This is a genomic window from Exiguobacterium sp. ZOR0005 (assembly GCF_000798975.1).
Lineage (GTDB): Bacteria > Bacillota > Bacilli > Exiguobacteriales > Exiguobacteriaceae > Exiguobacterium > Exiguobacterium aurantiacum.
In genome coordinates this window covers 1-18,125 of the sequence record NZ_JTLB01000012.1, presented here as the reverse complement: position 1 = coordinate 18,125, position 18,125 = coordinate 1, and the positions used below count along the sequence as shown (strand labels likewise).

Below are 18,125 nucleotides of genomic sequence, written 5' to 3'. Positions count from 1 at the left end.
AGGAGGTGTCACGTTGAATTTACGTGACCAACTATTAGAAATCATACAGTCGAGCGACAAAGCGCTCACTGTCGACCAATTGACCGAGCGATTAGCGCTCGAGTCGACGGATGCCTTTAAAGAGCTCATCCGTACATTGAACGAACTAGAAGCGGAAGGCTTGATCGGCCGGACGCGGACGAACCGTTACGGGACGCTCGCCGTGCTCGGCCAAGCTGCCGGGATCATCTCGATCCATCAGCGCGGCTTCGGCTTCTTATCGGTCGAAGGCGAGAAAGAAGATGTGTTCTTGCCACCGGACCAATTGAAAGACGTCTATCACGGCGACACGATCCTCGTCAAAAAACGCGAGGACAACCGTGGCAAGACCGAAGGCGTCCTGCTCAAAGTATTGAAGCGGGGCTTGTCTGAATTCGTCGGGACGTATACGCTCCCGAGCGGTCGTCTCGACCAGTTCGCCTTCATCGAGCCGGACGACAAGCGCATCAACTTCTGGCCGGTCGTCAACCCGGGCAACTCGCTCGGTGCCGTCGATGGCCATAAAGTCGTCGTCCGCATCACGAAGTATCCCGACGGACGCTTCGCCGGTGCGTGTGACGTCGTCCGCATCATCGGACATAAAAACGACCCGGGCGTCGACATCTTGTCGATCGTCTACAAGCACGGGATCCCGACCGAGTTCCCAGAGGACGTCATCGAGCAGGCGAACGCCGTGCCGGACGAGGCGGACGAGAAAGACTTCATCGGCCGCGTCGACCTTCGTAATGAGACGATCTTCACGATTGATGGCGAAGACGCGAAAGACTTGGACGATGCCGTCCACGTCAAGAAGCTGAACAACGGCAACTATGAGCTCGGCGTCCATATCGCCGACGTCTCGCATTACGTGCGGGAAGGCTCGCCACTCGACGTCGAGGCGTTCGAGCGCGGCACGAGTGTGTATCTCGTCGACCGTGTTATCCCGATGCTGCCGCACCGTCTCTCGAACGGGATCTGTTCTCTCAACCCGCACGTCAACCGCCTGACGCTAAGCTGTGTCATGGAGATTTCCCCGCAAAACGGGAAAGTCGTAAGTTCGGAACTGTTCCCGAGTGTCATCAAGACGACGGAACGGATGACGTACACGAACGTCCGTGAGATTATCGAGCGCGACGACGAAGAGACGCTCAAACGCTACGAACCGTATATCGGAGAATTCGACTTGATGGCCGAACTCGCCGAGGTGCTCCGCAAGCGCCGCGGTTCGCGCGGTGCGATCAACTTCGACTTCGCCGAGGCGAAAGTCGTCGTCGACGAAGAAGGCAAACCGGCCGACATCGTCCTCCGTCCGCGTTCGGTCGCCGAGAAGTTGATCGAGGAGTTCATGCTCGCAGCGAACGAGACGGTCGCGGAACATTTCCACAAGATGGACGTCCCGTTCATCTACCGTGTCCACGACAATCCGAAGTCGGATAAGCTCGACTTCTTCTTCGACTTCGTCGCCAACTTCGGTGTGCATATCGAACGGTTCAAAGGCCAGACGGTCGAACCGAAGACGCTGCAAAAGATTTTGAAAGCGATCGAAGGGGAGCCGGAAGAAGCGGTCATCAGCACGATCATGCTCCGCTCGATGCAACAGGCGAAGTACGACGACGTCTCGCTCGGCCACTTCGGTCTCGCGACGGACTTCTATACGCACTTCACGTCACCGATCCGTCGTTACCCGGACTTGATCGTCCACCGTCTCATGCGGACGTACGCGTTTAATCAAGACTTGTCAGAGAAGACGATCGCGAAGTACGAGGACCGTCTCGGCCCGATCGCCGAACAAGCGTCGAAACGCGAGCGTCGTTCGGTCGATGCCGAGCGTGAGACACAAGCGCTCAAGAAAGCCGAGTACATGGAGTCACGTATCGGTGAAGAGTTCGACGGTGTCGTCAGCGGCGTCACGAACTTCGGGATGTTCATCGAGCTCCCGAACACGATCGAAGGGCTCGTTCGTCTCCAATCGATGGATGACTATTACCACTTCGACGAGTCGCAGCTCATGCTCCTCGGCGAACGGACGAAACGTCAGTTCCGTATCGGGGACTCGGTGCGCGTCAAAGTCGACGCCGTCAACCTTGATGAGCGGACGATCGACTTCACGATCGTCGGCATGCCGAAGCGTGAACAGTCGCGCCGTCGTCAACCAACGACGATCAAAGCGACGGAAGGCCGTCCGAAGAAAGACGACAAGCGCGGGGGCCGTGGCCGTGACGACAAACGTCCGAAGCGTGGCAAGCCAGGGAAACCGGGCAGTAAACCCGGCAAACCAGCAGCCAAGCCAGGTGAGAAGCCGAAGGACAAGCCGTCACAAGGCCGTTCGGCACTCGACTTGAAGAAGAAAGATAAACAAAAACGAACAGGCGACGCGAAACGCGGAGCGAAAAAGCGTCGTTAACAGGAGGGGGCGACCCCTCCTCTATATTGAGGTAAAGGACTGAAGGTGTATGGCCAAGAAGAAAGATTCGAACGTGCTCGCCCAAAACCGAAAAGCGTCTTTCGATTACGCAATCGAAGACACGATTGAGGCCGGCATGGTGTTGACGGGTACCGAGATCAAATCGGTACGCCAGTCAAAGATCAATATCGCTGACGCCTACGTCCGTTTTGACGGCGGCGAGGCGACGCTTCATAACTGTCACATCAGCCCGTTCGAGCAAGGGAACCGGTTCAACCACGAGCCACTCCGTGTTCGAAAGCTATTGTTGCATAAGAAGCAGATTAACCAGCTCATCGGTGCACAAGGCCGGGACGGTTACACGATCATCCCGCTCAAAGTGTATATTAAAAACGGATTCGCGAAATGTCTCCTCGGAATCGGCCGCGGGAAGAAGAAGTACGACAAACGCGACGACTTGAAGAAAAAAGACGCGAAGCGCGACGTCGACCGTGCACTCCGGGACCGGCAAAAATACTGACAGCGAGACCTGATTGTGGTATAGTAGTGATAGTACCAATTACCACCTCGGGGACGTTATGGATTCGACGGGGGTAGGTCGGTCGTATGTGGCGTGTCGAGGGGTCGGCCTCGTAAAAACGCAAACGCCTATAACTGGCAAAACTAACACACAACTCGCAGCAGCCTAAGTGCCCTGCGGATCCTGACATCCATCGCTTGTGTGGATGATTATCAGGGTCTCAAACTAAGCAAGCTACGCTTCAACCTCGCCGTCTGAGGGCGCGAAGAAGAGATGAATCAGACTGGATGCGACAACGCCTGTTTATCGGCAGTGTCACATCGAGATCCAATAGATAAACTACACACGTAGAAGCATGCGTTACGATGCCTTCGGACGCGGGTTCGACTCCCGCCGTCTCCATTTTTAAGCAGTCTATAGTGACTGTGATCAATGATTTTTAATGAAGACCTTCTAATTTCATTGAAATTAGAAGGTCTTTTGAATTTCATGGAGCAAGTCAATCACAATGAAATGAAAGCAGGTGAAGAGAATGGGTAAATATCAATTAGATAATAAAAGTAAAGTGGCTGCTGCCAAGTATCAAGACGGTAAAAAACCAGCTGTGTCGAATAAAAAAGAGAAGCTTAATCAGCTTCGAGAAGCGTATTTGCAGAAGAAAAATGAAAAGAAGCAATCTGGTGAATGATCAGACAGCTTAGCTGATTTCAAGTGTTCTGCTCTAAGAATTTAGGATAGAGAAGGGTCACCTGTGCGTAATTTGAACTGAACCCTGAATGAAGACACTTAATAAATAGTGCTCATCCAGGGTTCGGTTTTGCTTGTTATTTAGAGTATTTAATTTAGAATAGTTTCATTCACTTCGACTTCATCACTTTCAAAGGACAAGCTTGAAGTAGGCACAATTCCTTCTTCATCCATTTCGATACTTCTAAAGTATTCATGCGCTACCATCGATGTCTTGAACTCAGCGGTTGGGTCGATTGTTTCAACTAAAGTTTGTAATTCTTCAACAGTTGTTACGAAAAACTCTTTACGTAAATTCACTTTATTTAATCGCTTAGCGGTTAATTCTTGATGAAGTTGATATTCTAACCCCACTGCATTATCTGAGAAAATCATTGCATGTACATCAAATTTAAATGGTACAGATGCGTCTCCAAGTTCATCGACTCGATCTTGTGGGTTCATACGTCTTGTCATTCCAACCTTAAATACTTGCTTACCGAAGGAACCTAAATTTGAGATAGCGTAAACATAACCAGCTTTACCATTAGCTCGTTTTAAAATTTCCTCTTTTTGCTCTTCAATGTTGCTTTGTTGTTGCTCAAGTTCTGTAATACGTGACTGTAATTGAGCAATTAGATCTGGGTTAGTTTCATTAAGTAGAAGCTCATTCGTACGCTGTATCTCTACCTCGAATTTCGCCTCTTCTGCTTCTAATTTTTTCTTTTGTACTTCTAATTCTTTACGTTCCGCAACTTCTTGACGCATTTGCTCTCGTATCAAACGTTGTTCTTCTTTTTCTTGTTCACGTTTAATGTAATATTGATACTCAACTTCTACTGCTTCAATGAACAATGGTTCAAGTTCCGCTAAAAATTTAGAAATAGTTGGTGAGATTGAAGCATTGCCGTTTGTTGAAATAGCTAAATATTTTCGAATTAAAGATTTTGCATTATCGATAGCTTCCTCATGTTTAGCGTATGAAAGAGTGTAAAGAATATTTTGCAATTCGGCTTGTAAACCTATCACCATTAGCTGATAGATTGCTTGATTCGCTTTTGTTTTGTAGCGATCTTTATATTTATCTAACAATGCTGCAATTTCTTTTTTGATTTTATTAATTTGTTTACGTAATTCTTTTGAATTCATTGCATGGTAATCTAGCTCTACCAAGCTTTTCATAATGCTTTCTTCATCGTAATTTGCTAATAAAAGTTCTAACTCATTTGGAAGATTTTCTTCGTTGAATAATCGAGGGAATAGATCAATCAAATTGCGAATACCATTAAACTCAGTTTTCAATTTTGAAAGTTTTGTACTTTGAGATTTAATGTTTTTACGTAACTTTTCATTTTCAGTTGCTAAAGCATCACGTTCTTCTGCGAACTTTTGAAGCTCAGCTATTTTCTTTTGATTGTCTGATATGATTTCGTCAATAATTCGTTTTCCTTCCGATTCATATTCAGCACGGATTTGATTTATGTACTGTGTTTTATTCTCCTCGAAAATTTCTTGGGAATTTGAGATGTTTACTTGAATCTGGTTATGCTTAATGCCTAGTTCATCTAGTTCAGATTTTAGGGAAGTAATTTCTTGTTGTAAGTTTGTAACTTCGGAGATATGTGATTTTAGTTTTTCAGACTTGATATAGTAATAACGACCAAACCATAATACGATGCCTACCATTGAAGTTATGCCAACCGTTACAACCCCAGTTAGAATTAACAAGAGTATTAGCCACCAACTAAAATACCAAGGTATTTTCGCTTTCATTTTTTCAGGTTTTTCTTGACCCATAAATATCAACTTCTTTCTTTAAATTATTTTATAAATTCATTTTACTCATTAACTTATAATAAAACATTATATTTAGTTAAAATTGTAAAATATGTTTTTTATAGATTACCTTTACGCGCTCACAGAACGCAATCAAGAATTGCGAGTGGTCGAGCAGATGAGCACGTATAAAGAGACGAAACTGAGTCACCTGTATGACTATGCGATACAAAATGGATTTGAAGCTAACTGGGTACTGAAAACATAGAACGAGTCGAACCTTCCGACAAGGCTCGACTCGTTTTCATTTTAATTTAATCCAAAGTGAAATTATTTCAGCAATCTTCACCACAAGTTGAACAAGTCCGCGACAATCGCATCACTTCCGTCTTGGAACATGAACAGACCGAGTGCGATTAACAGACCACCAATCATAAGTGTGCTGAACCGTATCAGTCCGTTCGTATTCTTTTTAAATAGACCGCGAATCACGAGCACTCCACCAATCAACAGCATCAAGAAATACCAAAATCCCATAGCCATTCCTCCTCCGCTTGTAGTTAAATCAAGTTTACATATATTTTCCAGTGCATACTGTAGGGCGCGGGACTGATTTAATCTCAGTCTAAGACGGGTACAGTACCTTTATGTGAAAACCAAGGGGAGAGTGACCACTATGCGGAAAACGATCGTCATCGCGGGGGCGAGCGGCTATATCGGCTCGAACGTGATGGACCATTTAAAAGAAGAATATGACATCATCGCCTTGTCCCGTTCGACGAAAAACAAAGAAGACGAGGACCACATCACGTGGCGGTCGTGCGATTTGTTCTCGTATGAACAGACGCGCGAGGCGTGCGAAGGAGCGGACTACGCCATGTTCCTCGTCCACTCGATGATTCCGGACGGCGGGCTGACGCAGGCGACGTTCGAAGACATGGACGCGCTCATCGCCGACAACTTCGCCCGGGCGACGAAAGCGAACGACATCGAACAGATCGTCTACTTGAGCGGGATCATCCCGAAAGAGTCGAAGACGTTGTCCCGTCACTTGAAGAGCCGACTCGAAGTTGAACGGATTCTCGGCGGTCAAGGCGTTCCGGTGACGACGATTCGGGCCGGACTCATCATCGGTCCGGAAGGCTCGTCGTTCCCGATTCTCGCGAAACTCGTCAAACGGTTGCCGGTCATGATCCTCCCGAACTGGACGAAGACGGAGACGCATCCGATCGACTTGCGTGAAGCCGTCCAGGCGCTCATCTCGGTCGTCGGGGCCGAGGCGCTGTACGACCACCATATCGATATTGGCGGTCCGGAAGTGATGACGTATCGGAAGATGATTGAAGATACGGCTGAGGTCATGGGCAAACGCCGAGTTATGATTGACTTCCCGTTCCCGACGATCAAGCTGTCCCGTCTTTGGGTCATGGCTGTCACGGGTGAGCCGAAAGACACCGTCTATCCGCTCGTCGAGAGTATGGACCACGCCATGGTCGCGAAAGACACGACTGGCGTCAAACAAGGGGAGATTTCGTTCAAAGAAGCGGTCGAGCATGCGCTCGAAGAAGAAGCGAAACAAGAGTCGGGCAAGAAGAAGAAAAAGCAACCGAAACAGTACACCGTCCGCTCGATTCAGCGCTTCGGTCTGCCGGAGGACAAATCAGCGTCCTGGATGGCCGATGAATACTTCGAGTGGCTCGGACGAGTCGCGTATCCGCTCATCCAGACGACGAAAGAAGAGGACGATTGGGAAATTGCGCTCCTCCGTCCCTCCCTCATCGCACTCCATCTGTCGCTTGAAGACGAGGCGACGGATGACATGGCCTCATTCGAGATTGACGGCGGACTGTTCACGAAGTTGACCGAGGAAGGAAAGACCGGACGACTCGAGTTCAGACGGCTTCCGGAATCGGACGAAGGACTCGTCGCCATCCATGAGTTCGTGCCGGCGCTGCCTTGGTGGTTTTATACGAAGACGCAGGCGAAAGCCCACCTCGTCGTCATGTGGCTGTTTGGCCGTCACGTCCGTCTGCTTGGGGAAGACGCGGACGAGGGCGACCAAGTCGTCGAGGCGCCGACGAATTAACGAAGACGCATCCACCGCGATGCGTCTTTTTGTTTTGTCGATTATGTTAACGTTTCGCCAGAGTCGTTTACAACGAGGGGATACAGGCGTAAACTGAACTCGTTTTCGACCTAATGGAAAGAAGGAATGCAAGAATGGACAACTTCATGACACCACGCCAAAGATGGCAAAAAGACATCTCGGCTGGGATCACTGTCGGGGTCGTCGCCGTCCCGCTCGCGATGGCGTTCGCGATCGCTTCGGGCGTCGGACCGGTGTACGGTCTATACACGGCCATCATCGCCGGCATCCTCGTCAGCCTGTTCGGGGGCTCGACGTTCCAAATCGCCGGACCGACCGGCGCTTTCATCCCGATCGTCTCGGGCGTCATGCTCGCGCACGGCTACGAAGGCCTTCTCGTGACGACGTTCCTCGCGGGGGTCCTATTGTTCCTCATGAGTGTGCTCCGCGTCGGCCGTCTCATCCGCTTCATGCCGCGCGCCGTCACGATCGGATTCACGGCCGGGATCGCCGTCGTCATCTTCGTCGACCAGCTCGATGAACTGTTCGGCATCACGTTTCAGAAGGCGCCACACTTCCATGAGAACTTACTTCAGCTCGTGACGTCGTTACCGGAAGCGAGTCTATGGCCCGTCTTCATTGCCGCCATTGGTTTCTTGACGCTTTGGCTCGTGCCGAAACTGCCCGTAAAGTTGCCACTTCTGTTGATGGCGATGCTCGTGCCGACGTTCGTCAGTCTCGTCATCCCGGGCGAAGTCGCGACAATCGGCAGCGCCTATGGCGGCATCCCGAGCGGACTGCCTGACTTTAACTGGCTCGCGATCGACTTCGATTTGATTTCGACGCTCTTACCGTCGGCGTTCGCCATCGCCTTCCTCGGAGCGCTCGAGTCGCTGTTGTCGGGAGCGGTCGCGGACGGGATGGCCGGCACGAAGATGAACCCGGACAAGGAACTGTTCGGGCAAGGGCTCGCCAACGTCGTCGTCCCGTTCTTCGGCGGCATCCCGGCAACCGGCGCCATCGCCCGGACGGCGACGAACATTCAAGCCGGGGCCGTCAGCCGCCGCTCCGGTGTCATTCACGGATTGACGGTGCTCCTCGCCGTGCTCGTGTTGGCGCCACTCGCGAGTTACGTCCCGCTCGCCGCGCTCGCGCCGATCTTGATGCGCGTCGCGTGGAACATGTCGGAGCGGCACCACGTCTTTGAGATGCTCCGGCATCGCTCGGCCGAGTCACTCGTCTTGCTCGTCACGCTCGGTCTGACCGTGTTCGTCGACCTCGTCGTCGCGGTCGAGGTCGGGGTCATCTGTGCACTCGCCTTGTTCGCGAAACGGATGGCCGACACGATCGATGTCCGTGAACAGACGGAACGGTACGCGACGCGCGACGGCCAAGTCGTCTTCAGCGTCGAAGGCCCGCTCTTCTTCGGGGCGATCGAGATGTTCGAGCACGTCCTGCATCATATCCATGACGAGCCGGACGTGTTCATCTTTAACTTCCACCGCTGCCCGGTCATCGATGTGACGGCCGTCGAAGAGGTTCGCCGCGTCGTCAGGGAACTGAAAGCGGCCGACCGTCGTGTCGTCTTCGCCCACTTGTCGGCACCCGTGCGGCAGACGCTTACCCATTACGGCGTCCTCGACCACGTCGACACGTTCGAGACGACGCAGGAAGCGATCGACGCGTCTTAACGGACCGACAGGATATGACCGAACGGGATGCGGCGCACTTCGCCATCAAACAGTTCGATTTCCCGTTCAGCGTAATAGATGGCGTGGACGTAGCCGCGCACCGACCGTGTCGCCCCGTCCTCGAACAGTGTCACATCGACGGCATCGCCTTCGCGGATGGCGCGTTCGAGCTCGGTCTGCCATAGATAGAGGAGCTGCTCATCCAAATCGGGCAGCTCAATCTTTTGGATTTGGGCGTAATAGCGCTTCAAGAGCGCCACGTGCTCAGGCATGAGAAACGGGATCCATTTCAGTTCGCCTCGGTCTTTGTAACGGGTCTTGCTCATCGTGCATCGCCTCCTTGTTTATGTCCACCGATCAACCGCTGCCGGGTGCGGAGCGGACTGTCTTTCAATAGGCTCGACGCCGGCCGAATCGTCCCGCGGCCGAAACGGACGTTCAATTGATCGACGAGGTCGAGGAAGTCGTATCGCCGCGCTTTCGCCCACTCGTCTTCAAAAAACGACAGTTGGACATGGTCGCTCCGTGGCTCGAGCTTGCCGAGGGCGACTGAGACGTAACGGACGGCCTCGGTCTCGTCCCATCCGTCGAGGAAAAGCGCCAATAAGACCGGCAAGAAGTCCTGCTCGTCCGCCGTGAAGCGGTCGAGCTTTTTTTGTTTACTGAAGCCGCGCCGTTCGCTCGTCCGGGTATAGCGCACGCTGAGATGGACGCTCCCACCGACGAGTCCGGCTTGCCGGGTGCGCATCCCGACCTCGACGGCGATCGCCTGCAAGACGAGCCGGATCGAGGCGTACGTCGTGTAATCTTTCATGAGCGTGATGCCGTGCCCGATCGTACGCGGGCGTTGCCGCTTCGCCCCGAACAACGAACTCGGGGGCAGGATCGTCGGTGACTCGTCGATGCCCCAGGCGTGATGCCACAGCTCGGCGCCGATGACGCCGAACTTCTCATGAAGCGTCTCGAGTGGATAGCGGGCGAGGTCGCCGATCGTGAAAATGCCGAGCCGTTGCAAGTGAACGGCCATCTTCGTCCCGACGCCCCACATCTTCTCGATCGGTGCCGGATGGATCAGCTTCTCGACATCGTGGAGGAGGCAGCGGGCGACACCGGTCTTCTTCCCATGCAAATCGAGGACGAGCTTGGCGAGGACGTTGTTCGGACCGATGCCGATCGTGACCGGGATGCCGGTGTAGCGGAAGACGGTCGAACGGATGAGGCGGGCGACGTGCTCGTCGTTCCCGAACAGCCGCTCGGTGCCGGACAAGTCGACGAGCGTCTCGTCGATCGAGTAGACGCGGATCGCCTCGGGCGGTGCGAACTGGTGCAGGATATGGACGATTTGCACGGACACGTTCAAATAGTGGCTCATCCGTGCCTCGGCGTAGAGGACGTGCTTTCGGTCCTGCCACGGCAAGCGGTCGATGTGGAACCGTCTCGCCCCGGTCTTGATGCCGAGCCGTTTCATCGGCGGCGTCGCGGCGAGGACGAGCGCGCCGTGGTCCTCTAGGTTTGACAGCACGACGAGCTTCGTCTTGTACGGATTTAGGTTGCGAGCGGCGCATTCGCAGCTCGCGTAGAAGGAGACGCTGTCGATACAAAAAATCCGACGTCGCATCGTCATCACTCCTTTTACGAACAAATGTTCTGTTTTTATCATCGTAACACGGTCTCACGCCGTCTCAAATATGAATTTGAAAATAAATTTGTAAACACTTTTTGAAAATTACCCAATTTTTATATGAATTTAATAAAACAAAAACCATCTTTTAGGAAGATTTCGTAAAAAAGTCTCCGAAACGGTCTCATTTTCGCTATAATAGACGGGTATGCAATTGACGAATGTAAGATAGATGGAGGCTATAACGTGATCCAATTTGTAAAACAATTGACGAATGATCAAAGCCGGCGCTTGAAAGGGTACGAACGACGCGTCGCACGCATCAATGACTTAGAAAAAACAATCCAAGCCCTCTCGGACGACGAGATGCGGGCGTATACCGATACATTGAAACAACGAATCGAAGACGGGGCGAAAGTCGACGACATCGCTGAAGAAGGGTTCGCCCTCGTCCGTGAGGCGGCCGTGCGCGTCTTAGGCATGCGTCACTATGACGTCCAGCTCATCGGTGGTTTTGCCCTCCTTGAAGGGAACATCTCGGAGATGCCGACAGGGGAAGGGAAGACGCTCGTCGCTGCGCTCCCGAGTTACGTCAAGGCGCTCGAAGGAAAAGGCGTCCACGTCATCACCGTGAACGAATACCTCGCGACGCGTGACGCGAAGCAGATCGGGCAGATCCACGACTTCCTCGGCCTATCGGTCGGCTTGAACGTGCCAGAGATCGAACCGGACGAGAAACGGGAGGCGTACCAGGCCGACATCACGTACGGCGTCGGGACCGAGTTCGGTTTCGACTACTTGCGTGACCATTTGGTCGGGGCGCCAGAAGAGCGCGTCCAGCGCCCGTTCCATTTCGCCATCATCGATGAAGTCGACAGCATCTTGATCGACGAGGCGAAGACACCGCTCATCATCGCGCAAAAAGACCGCTCGCACATCCGCCTGAAGGCGCTCGCGCAGCGGGTCGTCACCGAGTTTGACGAAGCCGACTACGAGGTCGACCTCGAGTCGAAATCGTCGGCGTTCACCGAATCGGGCATCTTGAAGATCGAAGACATGTTCGCGATCGACAACCTGTTCAGCGCCGAGCATCAAGTGTTGTACCATTACCTCGTGCAGGCGCTCCGGGCGAACGTCTTGTTCGAGCTCGATGTCGACTATATCGTCAAAGACGACAAGATCGAACTGATTGACTTGTTCACGGGCCGCATCATGGAAGGACGCAGTTTGTCAGAAGGGCTCCATCAGGCGCTCGAGGCGAAAGAAGGCGTCACGATCACCGAGGAGAACAAGACGACGGCCGAGATCACGATTCAGCACTACTTCCGCATGTATCCGCTCATCGGCGGTATGACGGGGACGGCGCAGACGTCGCGCCAAGAGTTCTTGAAGACGTACAACATGGACGTCGTCCAAGTACCGACGAACCGGCCACGCCTTCGGGAAGACTACCCGGATCGCATCTTCATGACGATCGACCAGAAATACGCGGCCGTGACGGAGAAAGTCGTCGAGCTCCACGCGACGGGACGTCCGGTGTTGATCGGGACGACGTCGATCGCCCAGTCGGAAGCGATCAGCAAGCACCTTTCGAAAAAACGCATCAAGCACGAGGTGTTGAACGCGAAGACCGTCACGCAAGAAGCGGACATCATCGCTGAAGCCGGACAGTACGGTAAAGTGACGATCGCGACGAACATGGCCGGACGTGGGACGGACATCATGCTCGACGCGAAATCGAAAGAAGTAGGCGGCTTGTTCGTCGTCGGGACGGAGCGCCACGAGTCGCAACGTGTCGATAACCAGCTCCGCGGACGCTCGGGCCGCCAAGGCGACCCTGGGGCGACCCAGTTCTTCGTCTCGCTCGAAGACGAAATCGTCAAACGGTATGCGATTCAAAAACTTGAGCGCATCGAGAAAAAGTTGAAGCCGGATGCGCATGGCGAAGTCCCTGCGAAAGAGGCGGCCGACATCATCGAATACGCGCAGACGACGATTGAAGGAATCGGTGTCTCGATTCGCGATTACTTGTTCAAGCTCGATGACGTCTTGAACGAGCAGCGCAACATCGTCTACACGATTCGCGACCAAGCCGTCAACGCGGACGCGGACGCGATCAAGAAGAACGTCCTCGGCATGATGCGCCTCGCCATCGAGAACAGCATCGATATGCATGTGACGGACGAGCTTGTCCCAGAAGAATGGCCGATCGACGAGTTGAAGGCCGACCTTCGTTACTTGACGATGCGCGAACCGGTCTGGTCGGACGCGGTCGCCGATACGTTCGAACTGAAAGCCGAGCTCAAAGGCTTCACGGATGACATCATTAATACGGCCGAGACGCGCCTCGAAGGCGACGAGGTCGTCCACTTCGTCAAAGAGTCGCTCCTCCGTGCCCTCGACATGAAATGGACGGATCACTTGACGATGATGAGCGGATTGAAAGAAGGGATCGGCCTTCGCAGTTACGCGCAGGAAGACCCGGGCCGTCTATTCGGCAAAGAAGGTCTCGAGATCTTCGAACAGACGTATGTGAACATCGCGCGTGACGTGACGATGGAAGTATGCCAGCTCGACCGCTACTTCGCGGCGCCGGTAGAGGAGGAAGCGTGATGTTAGGATTTCGTAAACGTAAGCAGATTGAGACGAACAAAGCCGAAGGGGAGCGTCAGTTGACGCTCGTGTTCGATGACGAGATGGGCATCCCGAAAGAAGACGAGTACGTGTTCCGCTATCATGCGAAACGCCTCCCGAACCTGCTCGAGAACCAATTGTCGATCGAGCTGTTGAACGCCGAACTGTTGTCGGAAGGGTTGTCGATCGTCGCCTTGTTCCGCAACACACTCCCAGGCTCGTTCGAGATCGATGAGTTACCGGTGTTGTTGCTCGATGCGAATAACGTGCCGCTCGGACGGAAAGTACTGAACCGGGTCGACTTGCCGAACTTCGAGCCGTGGACGAGTAAGCCGGTCTACCTCGACTTCTTCGCTGACGAGTTGTTCGGTGACTTCGAATTGAACGATTCGATGCGTCTCGTCTTCCAGATGAACCCGATCGACCCGCTCCAGACGGTGTCGGACGCAGAACGGGCCGCGTTTTCACCACTCGCTTGGCAGCAACTTGCCCGGACGAACGTGTCGACGCCGCCGGTCGGCGAGAACGAGTTCAACATGATGCTCGTCCACGTCGAGACGAACGAGACGGACGTGACGGCGACGCTGTTGCTCCGAAACGGCTACGCCCAAGACTTGAACGTCGAACAGTTGCCGCTCGAACTCATGAGCGGGGACGAACCGGTCGCCTTGACGGTCGTCCGGCTCACAGAAGCAGTGCGCGGGAAACATGCCTATCCGGTGCGGGCGACGTTTGAAGCGATTGAAGCAACAGGGCCGTTCACGGTCAGAATCAAGCAATGAAAAAAGCTCAACTTCTCCGATTGGAGTGGTTGAGCTTTTTCGTGTACTTATTCAAACGGAGTATAAATACGGTCTGTGTCCGTGTCTAAAACGAAATCGATGTTTCCATCGCTTGAACACGAAATCCGATCAAAGCGATGGAGCCGACAAAACATGTCCGGAAAGTCTTGTATATCGGTCACCCTTTCTTTCGTTTGTCGATACATTTCACTTATTCTCTGTTTGGAGCACTTGTTTCCGCTCAAGTAAACGCTCCCCCAATAGCCATCGATTTCAATAATCAACGAGATCCCTCTCCTCGCAAATAATTTACGTTCATCTTAGTCTAAATATCCGTCAATTTTCACAAAAAATAATGGTGACGTTTACAATCGGGTGGTATAGTGAAGGAGGTTAGGCCATTTTTTGTAAAAAGGGGAAATAAACATGAAAACAGCCTTGAAATGGACGATTGCGACGGCACTCGTATTGCCGGCGACGTTACCGCTGCACGCACCGAACGTACTTGCGTCAGAGGACGTCGTGAAGCTCCGCTTCCTAGAGACGACGGACCTACATACGAACATCACGAACTACGACTATTTCCAAGACAAAGTCGACAACACGATCGGCTTGACGAAAGTCGCGACGCTTATCAAACAGCACCGCGCGGAAGCTGGGGCAGACAACACGTTCCTGTTCGATAACGGGGATACGATTCAAGGGACACCGTTCGGCGATTACGTGCGGGAAGTGCACCAAAACAACCCAGGAACGTTCGAGCACCCGATGTACAAGGCGATGGCGGCACTGGATTATGATGCGGTCACACTCGGGAACCACGAGTTCAACTTCGGACTCGAGTTTTTGTATGACGTGATGGAAGGGTCGAAAGGGAAGCTTCGTTTCGTCACCTCGAACGTCAAGGATTTAGAGGGAAATCCAATCGTGTCGAAGTTCAACGTTGACGGACAAGAGGTCCAAATCATCGAGCGGACGGTCACGGATACGGACGGGGAGACACATACGATCAAAGTCGGTGTGTTCGGCGTCGTGCCACCGAAGATCATGTCGTGGGACTCGGGGAACTTGCAAGGCCACGTGACGGCGGAGAATATCATCCCGTCGGCGCGTGAAGCCGTCAGCAAGTTGAAAGCACAAGGCGCGGACGTCGTCGTCGCCCTCGCGCACTCAGGGATCGGTGAAAGTGCCGCCCTCGCTGACGAGCAGCGTGACGATGAAGAGAACGTCGGCTACGCCCTCACGAAAATCGACGGGCTCGACATGGTCATGACCGGTCACCAGCACGGCCGTTTCCCGGACGCGAATGGCATGTTCGCCTCGTTCCCGAACGTCGACATGGCGAAAGGGACGATCAACGGCAAACCGGTCGTCATGGCGAACAACCAAGGGAAAGACTTAGGCGTCATCGACTTCGAACTCGAGAAAGTGGACGGGGCATGGCGTGTCCTCGACGCGACGGCCAAGCTCGACACGATCACGGCGAATACGCCGGTCGATGCCGAGATTCAAGCGCTCATCGAAGACGACCACCGGGCCACGATCGAGTACATCAACCGTCCGGTCGGCGAGATTCAAGACGACATCCAAAGCTATTTCGCGCTCGTCCGTGACGATTCATCGGTGCAGTTCGTGACGAACGCGCAGAAATGGTTCGTCGAGAAAGAGCTCGAGACGAACCCGGACCTCGCCCCGTATAAAGGGTTGCCACTCCTCTCGGCCGGTGCGCCGTTCAAGGCGGGCGGACGCGAGTTGACGGATGCGGGCTACTATACGAACATCCCGAAAGGTCAAATCGCGCTCAAGAACGTGGCGGACTTGTATGTCTATCCGAACACGCTCGAAGTCGTCAAAGTGACCGGGCAAGACGTCATGGACTGGCTCGAGATGTCGGCTGGCGCTTACAAAGAAGTGAAAGCGGATGGGGAACCGCTCTTGAACCTCGCGTTCCGCAGCTACAACTTCGACATCTTGGACGGATTGACGTATGAGATCGATGTGACGGGTCCAGCGAAATTCGATGTCGGCGGCAAACTCGTCAACGCTTCGGCGAACCGCGTGAAGAACGTCGAATATAACGGTAAGCCGATCACGATGGATCAAGAGTTCTTGGTCGCGACGAACAACTACCGCGCCGGTTCATCTTCGTTCCCAGGCCTTAACGGCGGCAACAGCATCGTCTATCGTTCGGCATACGAGACACGGAACGTCATTTCGGACTACATCATCGCCAGCCGTGGTGCCGTCGATTATAAAGCCGATGACAACTGGAAAGTCGTCGCCGACGCGAAACGCCTCGCGACGTTCGAGACGGCGGACGCTGGCAAGCAGTACGTCGATCTATACGAAGGCATCGAAGCGACGGACGCGACACGTGCGGACGCGGCCGGACGTCTCTTCCGCTCGTACACGATCGCACTCGATCCGGTGACGGAAGCCGAGAAAGTCGAGCTCGTCCTCTCGGTCGACACGATCAAGCCGGGTGCGAAAGCTGTGACGGGTGTCACGACGGCGAACGCGAACGTCACGTTGAAAGACGGAGAGCGCGTGCTCGCGACAACGAAAGCGAAAGCGGACGGCACGTATACGTTGTCTGTGAAACCGCTCAAGCTTCGCCAGACGCTCACGGTCGTCAGTGAACTCGACGGTCAAACGAAAGAAGAAACGAAAGTCGTTGGAGCCGGCCATGTCGGTGTCCCAGCCCTTCGTTAATCAATGAACGAGCCCTCAGTTTTGAGGGCTTTATTTTGTGTCAAAAAAGTGAATGAAACCCCTTACATAATTGGAAGAAGTGCTATATAATCATCTATGTAATCGGTTACATACGGTATGTAAACTAAAGGGCCAACGGGGATTGGCTACATACGCAACAAAGGGGACAATACACATGGTTACATTTTTTATCGCCATCGCGATTTTACTGATCGGGTATCGCATTTACGGCCGCTACGTCGAGAAGACGTTCGGCATCAAGGAGGAGCGGACGACGCCCGCCTACGCGTCACAGGACGGCATCGACTACGTGCCGATGGGCAAGAAACGCAACTCGATGATCCAGCTGTTGAACATCGCCGGCGTCGGACCGATCTTCGGGCCGATCATGGGGGCGCTCTACGGCCCGGTCGCGTTTCTCTGGATCGTCTTCGGGTCGATCTTCGCCGGGGCCGTGCACGACTATTTGACGGGCATGATCTCGCTCCGCAACAATGGGGCGCACTTGCCGCAGCTCGCCGAGAAGTTCCTCGGCCGCTCGCTCCGCCATATCGTCAACGGGTTCGCCTTGCTGTTGCTGCTCCTGGTCGGGACGGTGTTCGTCACGTCACCGAGCAACATGATCAACAACCTGTTCGGCGGGGACGCGTCGACGCTCGTCTTCGTCATCTTCGCCATCTTCGCCTACTACATCTTGGCGACGCTCCTCCCGGTCGACAAGATCATCGGCCGCATCTACCCGTTCTTCGGCGCGCTCCTCTTGATCAGCGCCGTCGGCATCGGGGTCAGCCTGTTCGTGCAAGGCTACAAGGTGCCGGAGATGTCACTGACGAACATGCACCCGGACGGCCTGCCGATCTGGCCGCTCCTCTTCTTCACGATCTCATGTGGGGCCCTGTCCGGATTCCATGCGACCCAGTCGCCGATCATCTCGCGGACGACGATGAAAGAGAGCAACGGGCGCTCGATCTTCTACGGCATGATGATCGTCGAGGCGGTCATCGCGATGGTGTGGGCCGGTGCGGCCATGGCCATCTTCGAGCCGGGTGAACTGCTCGGCATGATCCAGGCCGGCACCCCGGCACTCGTCGTGCAAGAAGTGGCGACGCTCATGCTCGGCAGCATCGGCGGCACGCTCGCGATCCTCGGTGTCAT

13 protein-coding genes and 1 other RNA gene are annotated in these 18,125 nt (G+C 53.7%); 10 read left to right on the top strand and 4 right to left on the bottom strand.

Annotated features, from left to right (window positions below):
- The first annotated feature begins 13 nt into the window (after window positions 1–13).
- The 4 genes from rnr to L971_RS03725 all read left to right on the top strand — a co-directional run bounded on the left by rnr (window position 14) and on the right by L971_RS03725 (window position 3,630).
- Entirely contained in the window at window positions 14–2,422 is a 2,409-nt protein-coding gene (gene rnr, locus L971_RS03735; RefSeq protein ID WP_047374371.1) for a ribonuclease R, read from the top strand.
- 49 nt (window positions 2,423–2,471) lie between these two features.
- Window positions 2,472–2,942, top strand: coding sequence for an SsrA-binding protein SmpB (smpB, locus tag L971_RS03730; protein ID WP_029334607.1), 471 nt, complete (start codon window positions 2,472–2,474; stop codon window positions 2,940–2,942).
- 49 nt (window positions 2,943–2,991) lie between these two features.
- Window positions 2,992–3,347, top strand: a transfer-messenger RNA (tmRNA) gene (gene ssrA / locus L971_RS14915).
- A 127-nt stretch (window positions 3,348–3,474) separates the two neighbouring features.
- Entirely contained in the window at window positions 3,475–3,630 is a 156-nt protein-coding gene (locus L971_RS03725) for a hypothetical protein (RefSeq protein ID WP_024370407.1), read from the top strand.
- A gap of 149 nt (window positions 3,631–3,779) precedes the next feature.
- Here L971_RS03725 and L971_RS15130 read toward each other — a convergent pair whose 3' ends face one another.
- Window positions 3,780–5,465 (bottom strand): GIY-YIG nuclease family protein, encoded by a 1,686-nt coding sequence (locus tag L971_RS15130; protein WP_197053157.1) that lies wholly within the window; start codon window positions 5,463–5,465, stop codon window positions 3,780–3,782.
- A gap of 324 nt (window positions 5,466–5,789) precedes the next feature.
- Window positions 5,790–5,981 carry a hypothetical protein gene (locus L971_RS03715; RefSeq protein ID WP_024370405.1) on the bottom strand — a complete coding sequence of 64 codons (192 nt, stop codon included), beginning with the start codon at window positions 5,979–5,981 and terminating at the stop codon, window positions 5,790–5,792.
- A 139-nt stretch (window positions 5,982–6,120) separates the two neighbouring features.
- Here L971_RS03715 and L971_RS03710 point away from each other — a divergent pair, with 139 nt between their 5' ends.
- Window positions 6,121–7,530 carry an NAD-dependent epimerase/dehydratase family protein gene (locus L971_RS03710; protein WP_029693655.1) on the top strand — a complete coding sequence of 470 codons (1,410 nt, stop codon included), beginning with the start codon at window positions 6,121–6,123 and terminating at the stop codon, window positions 7,528–7,530.
- A 134-nt stretch (window positions 7,531–7,664) separates the two neighbouring features.
- Window positions 7,665–9,221 (top strand): SulP family inorganic anion transporter, encoded by a 1,557-nt coding sequence (locus tag L971_RS03705; protein WP_047374370.1) that lies wholly within the window; start codon window positions 7,665–7,667, stop codon window positions 9,219–9,221.
- On the opposite strand, the gene L971_RS03700 is transcribed toward L971_RS03705, so the two are convergent.
- Together L971_RS03700 and L971_RS03695 are read right to left on the bottom strand one after the other, a co-directional pair.
- Window positions 9,218–9,547 (bottom strand): YolD-like family protein, encoded by a 330-nt coding sequence (locus L971_RS03700; protein ID WP_047374368.1) that lies wholly within the window; start codon window positions 9,545–9,547, stop codon window positions 9,218–9,220. The genes L971_RS03705 and L971_RS03700 overlap by 4 nt on opposite strands.
- Window positions 9,544–10,839, bottom strand: coding sequence for a DNA polymerase (locus L971_RS03695; RefSeq protein ID WP_047374366.1), 1,296 nt, complete (start codon window positions 10,837–10,839; stop codon window positions 9,544–9,546). The genes L971_RS03700 and L971_RS03695 overlap by 4 nt, the downstream gene beginning before the upstream one ends.
- 249 nt (window positions 10,840–11,088) lie before the next feature.
- On the opposite strand from L971_RS03695, the gene secA2 reads away from it, so the two are divergent.
- The 4 genes from secA2 to L971_RS03670 form a co-directional block, all read left to right on the top strand.
- The gene (secA2, locus tag L971_RS03690; RefSeq protein ID WP_024370400.1) at window positions 11,089–13,455 is read left to right on the top strand and encodes an accessory Sec system translocase SecA2; all 2,367 of its coding nucleotides are present in this window, start codon (window positions 11,089–11,091) and stop codon (window positions 13,453–13,455) included.
- A complete protein-coding gene (locus L971_RS03685; protein ID WP_024370399.1) occupies window positions 13,455–14,258 on the top strand; it encodes an SLAP domain-containing protein in 804 nt (267 codons plus the stop codon). Before secA2 ends, L971_RS03685 begins: the two co-directional genes overlap by 1 nt.
- Window positions 14,259–14,684: 426 nt before the next feature.
- Complete coding sequence (locus L971_RS03675; protein ID WP_231557556.1) at window positions 14,685–16,970, top strand: bifunctional 2',3'-cyclic-nucleotide 2'-phosphodiesterase/3'-nucleotidase; 2,286 nt, start codon at window positions 14,685–14,687, stop codon at window positions 16,968–16,970.
- Between the two features lie 175 nt (window positions 16,971–17,145).
- Window positions 17,146–18,125, top strand: a 980-nt coding sequence (locus tag L971_RS03670) for a carbon starvation CstA family protein (RefSeq protein ID WP_047374363.1), incomplete at its 3' end; no start/stop codon positions are given.

What these genes read in the sequence shown, in the direction of transcription:
- smpB (WP_029334607.1), top strand. Translation starts at nt 2,472, where the DNA reads ATGGCCAAGAAGAAAGATTCGAACGTGCTCGCCCAAAACCGAAAAGCG.
- L971_RS03725 (WP_024370407.1), top strand. Translation starts at nt 3,475, where the DNA reads ATGGGTAAATATCAATTAGATAATAAAAGTAAAGTGGCTGCTGCCAAG.
- L971_RS15130 (WP_197053157.1), bottom strand. Translation starts at nt 5,465, where the DNA reads ATGGGTCAAGAAAAACCTGAAAAAATGAAAGCGAAAATACCTTGGTAT.
- L971_RS03715 (WP_024370405.1), bottom strand. Translation starts at nt 5,981, where the DNA reads ATGGGATTTTGGTATTTCTTGATGCTGTTGATTGGTGGAGTGCTCGTG.
- L971_RS03710 (WP_029693655.1), top strand. Translation starts at nt 6,121, where the DNA reads ATGCGGAAAACGATCGTCATCGCGGGGGCGAGCGGCTATATCGGCTCG.
- L971_RS03705 (WP_047374370.1), top strand. Translation starts at nt 7,665, where the DNA reads ATGGACAACTTCATGACACCACGCCAAAGATGGCAAAAAGACATCTCG.
- L971_RS03700 (WP_047374368.1), bottom strand. Translation starts at nt 9,547, where the DNA reads ATGAGCAAGACCCGTTACAAAGACCGAGGCGAACTGAAATGGATCCCG.
- L971_RS03695 (WP_047374366.1), bottom strand. Translation starts at nt 10,839, where the DNA reads ATGCGACGTCGGATTTTTTGTATCGACAGCGTCTCCTTCTACGCGAGC.
- L971_RS03685 (WP_024370399.1), top strand. Translation starts at nt 13,455, where the DNA reads ATGTTAGGATTTCGTAAACGTAAGCAGATTGAGACGAACAAAGCCGAA.
- L971_RS03675 (WP_231557556.1), top strand. Translation starts at nt 14,685, where the DNA reads ATGAAAACAGCCTTGAAATGGACGATTGCGACGGCACTCGTATTGCCG.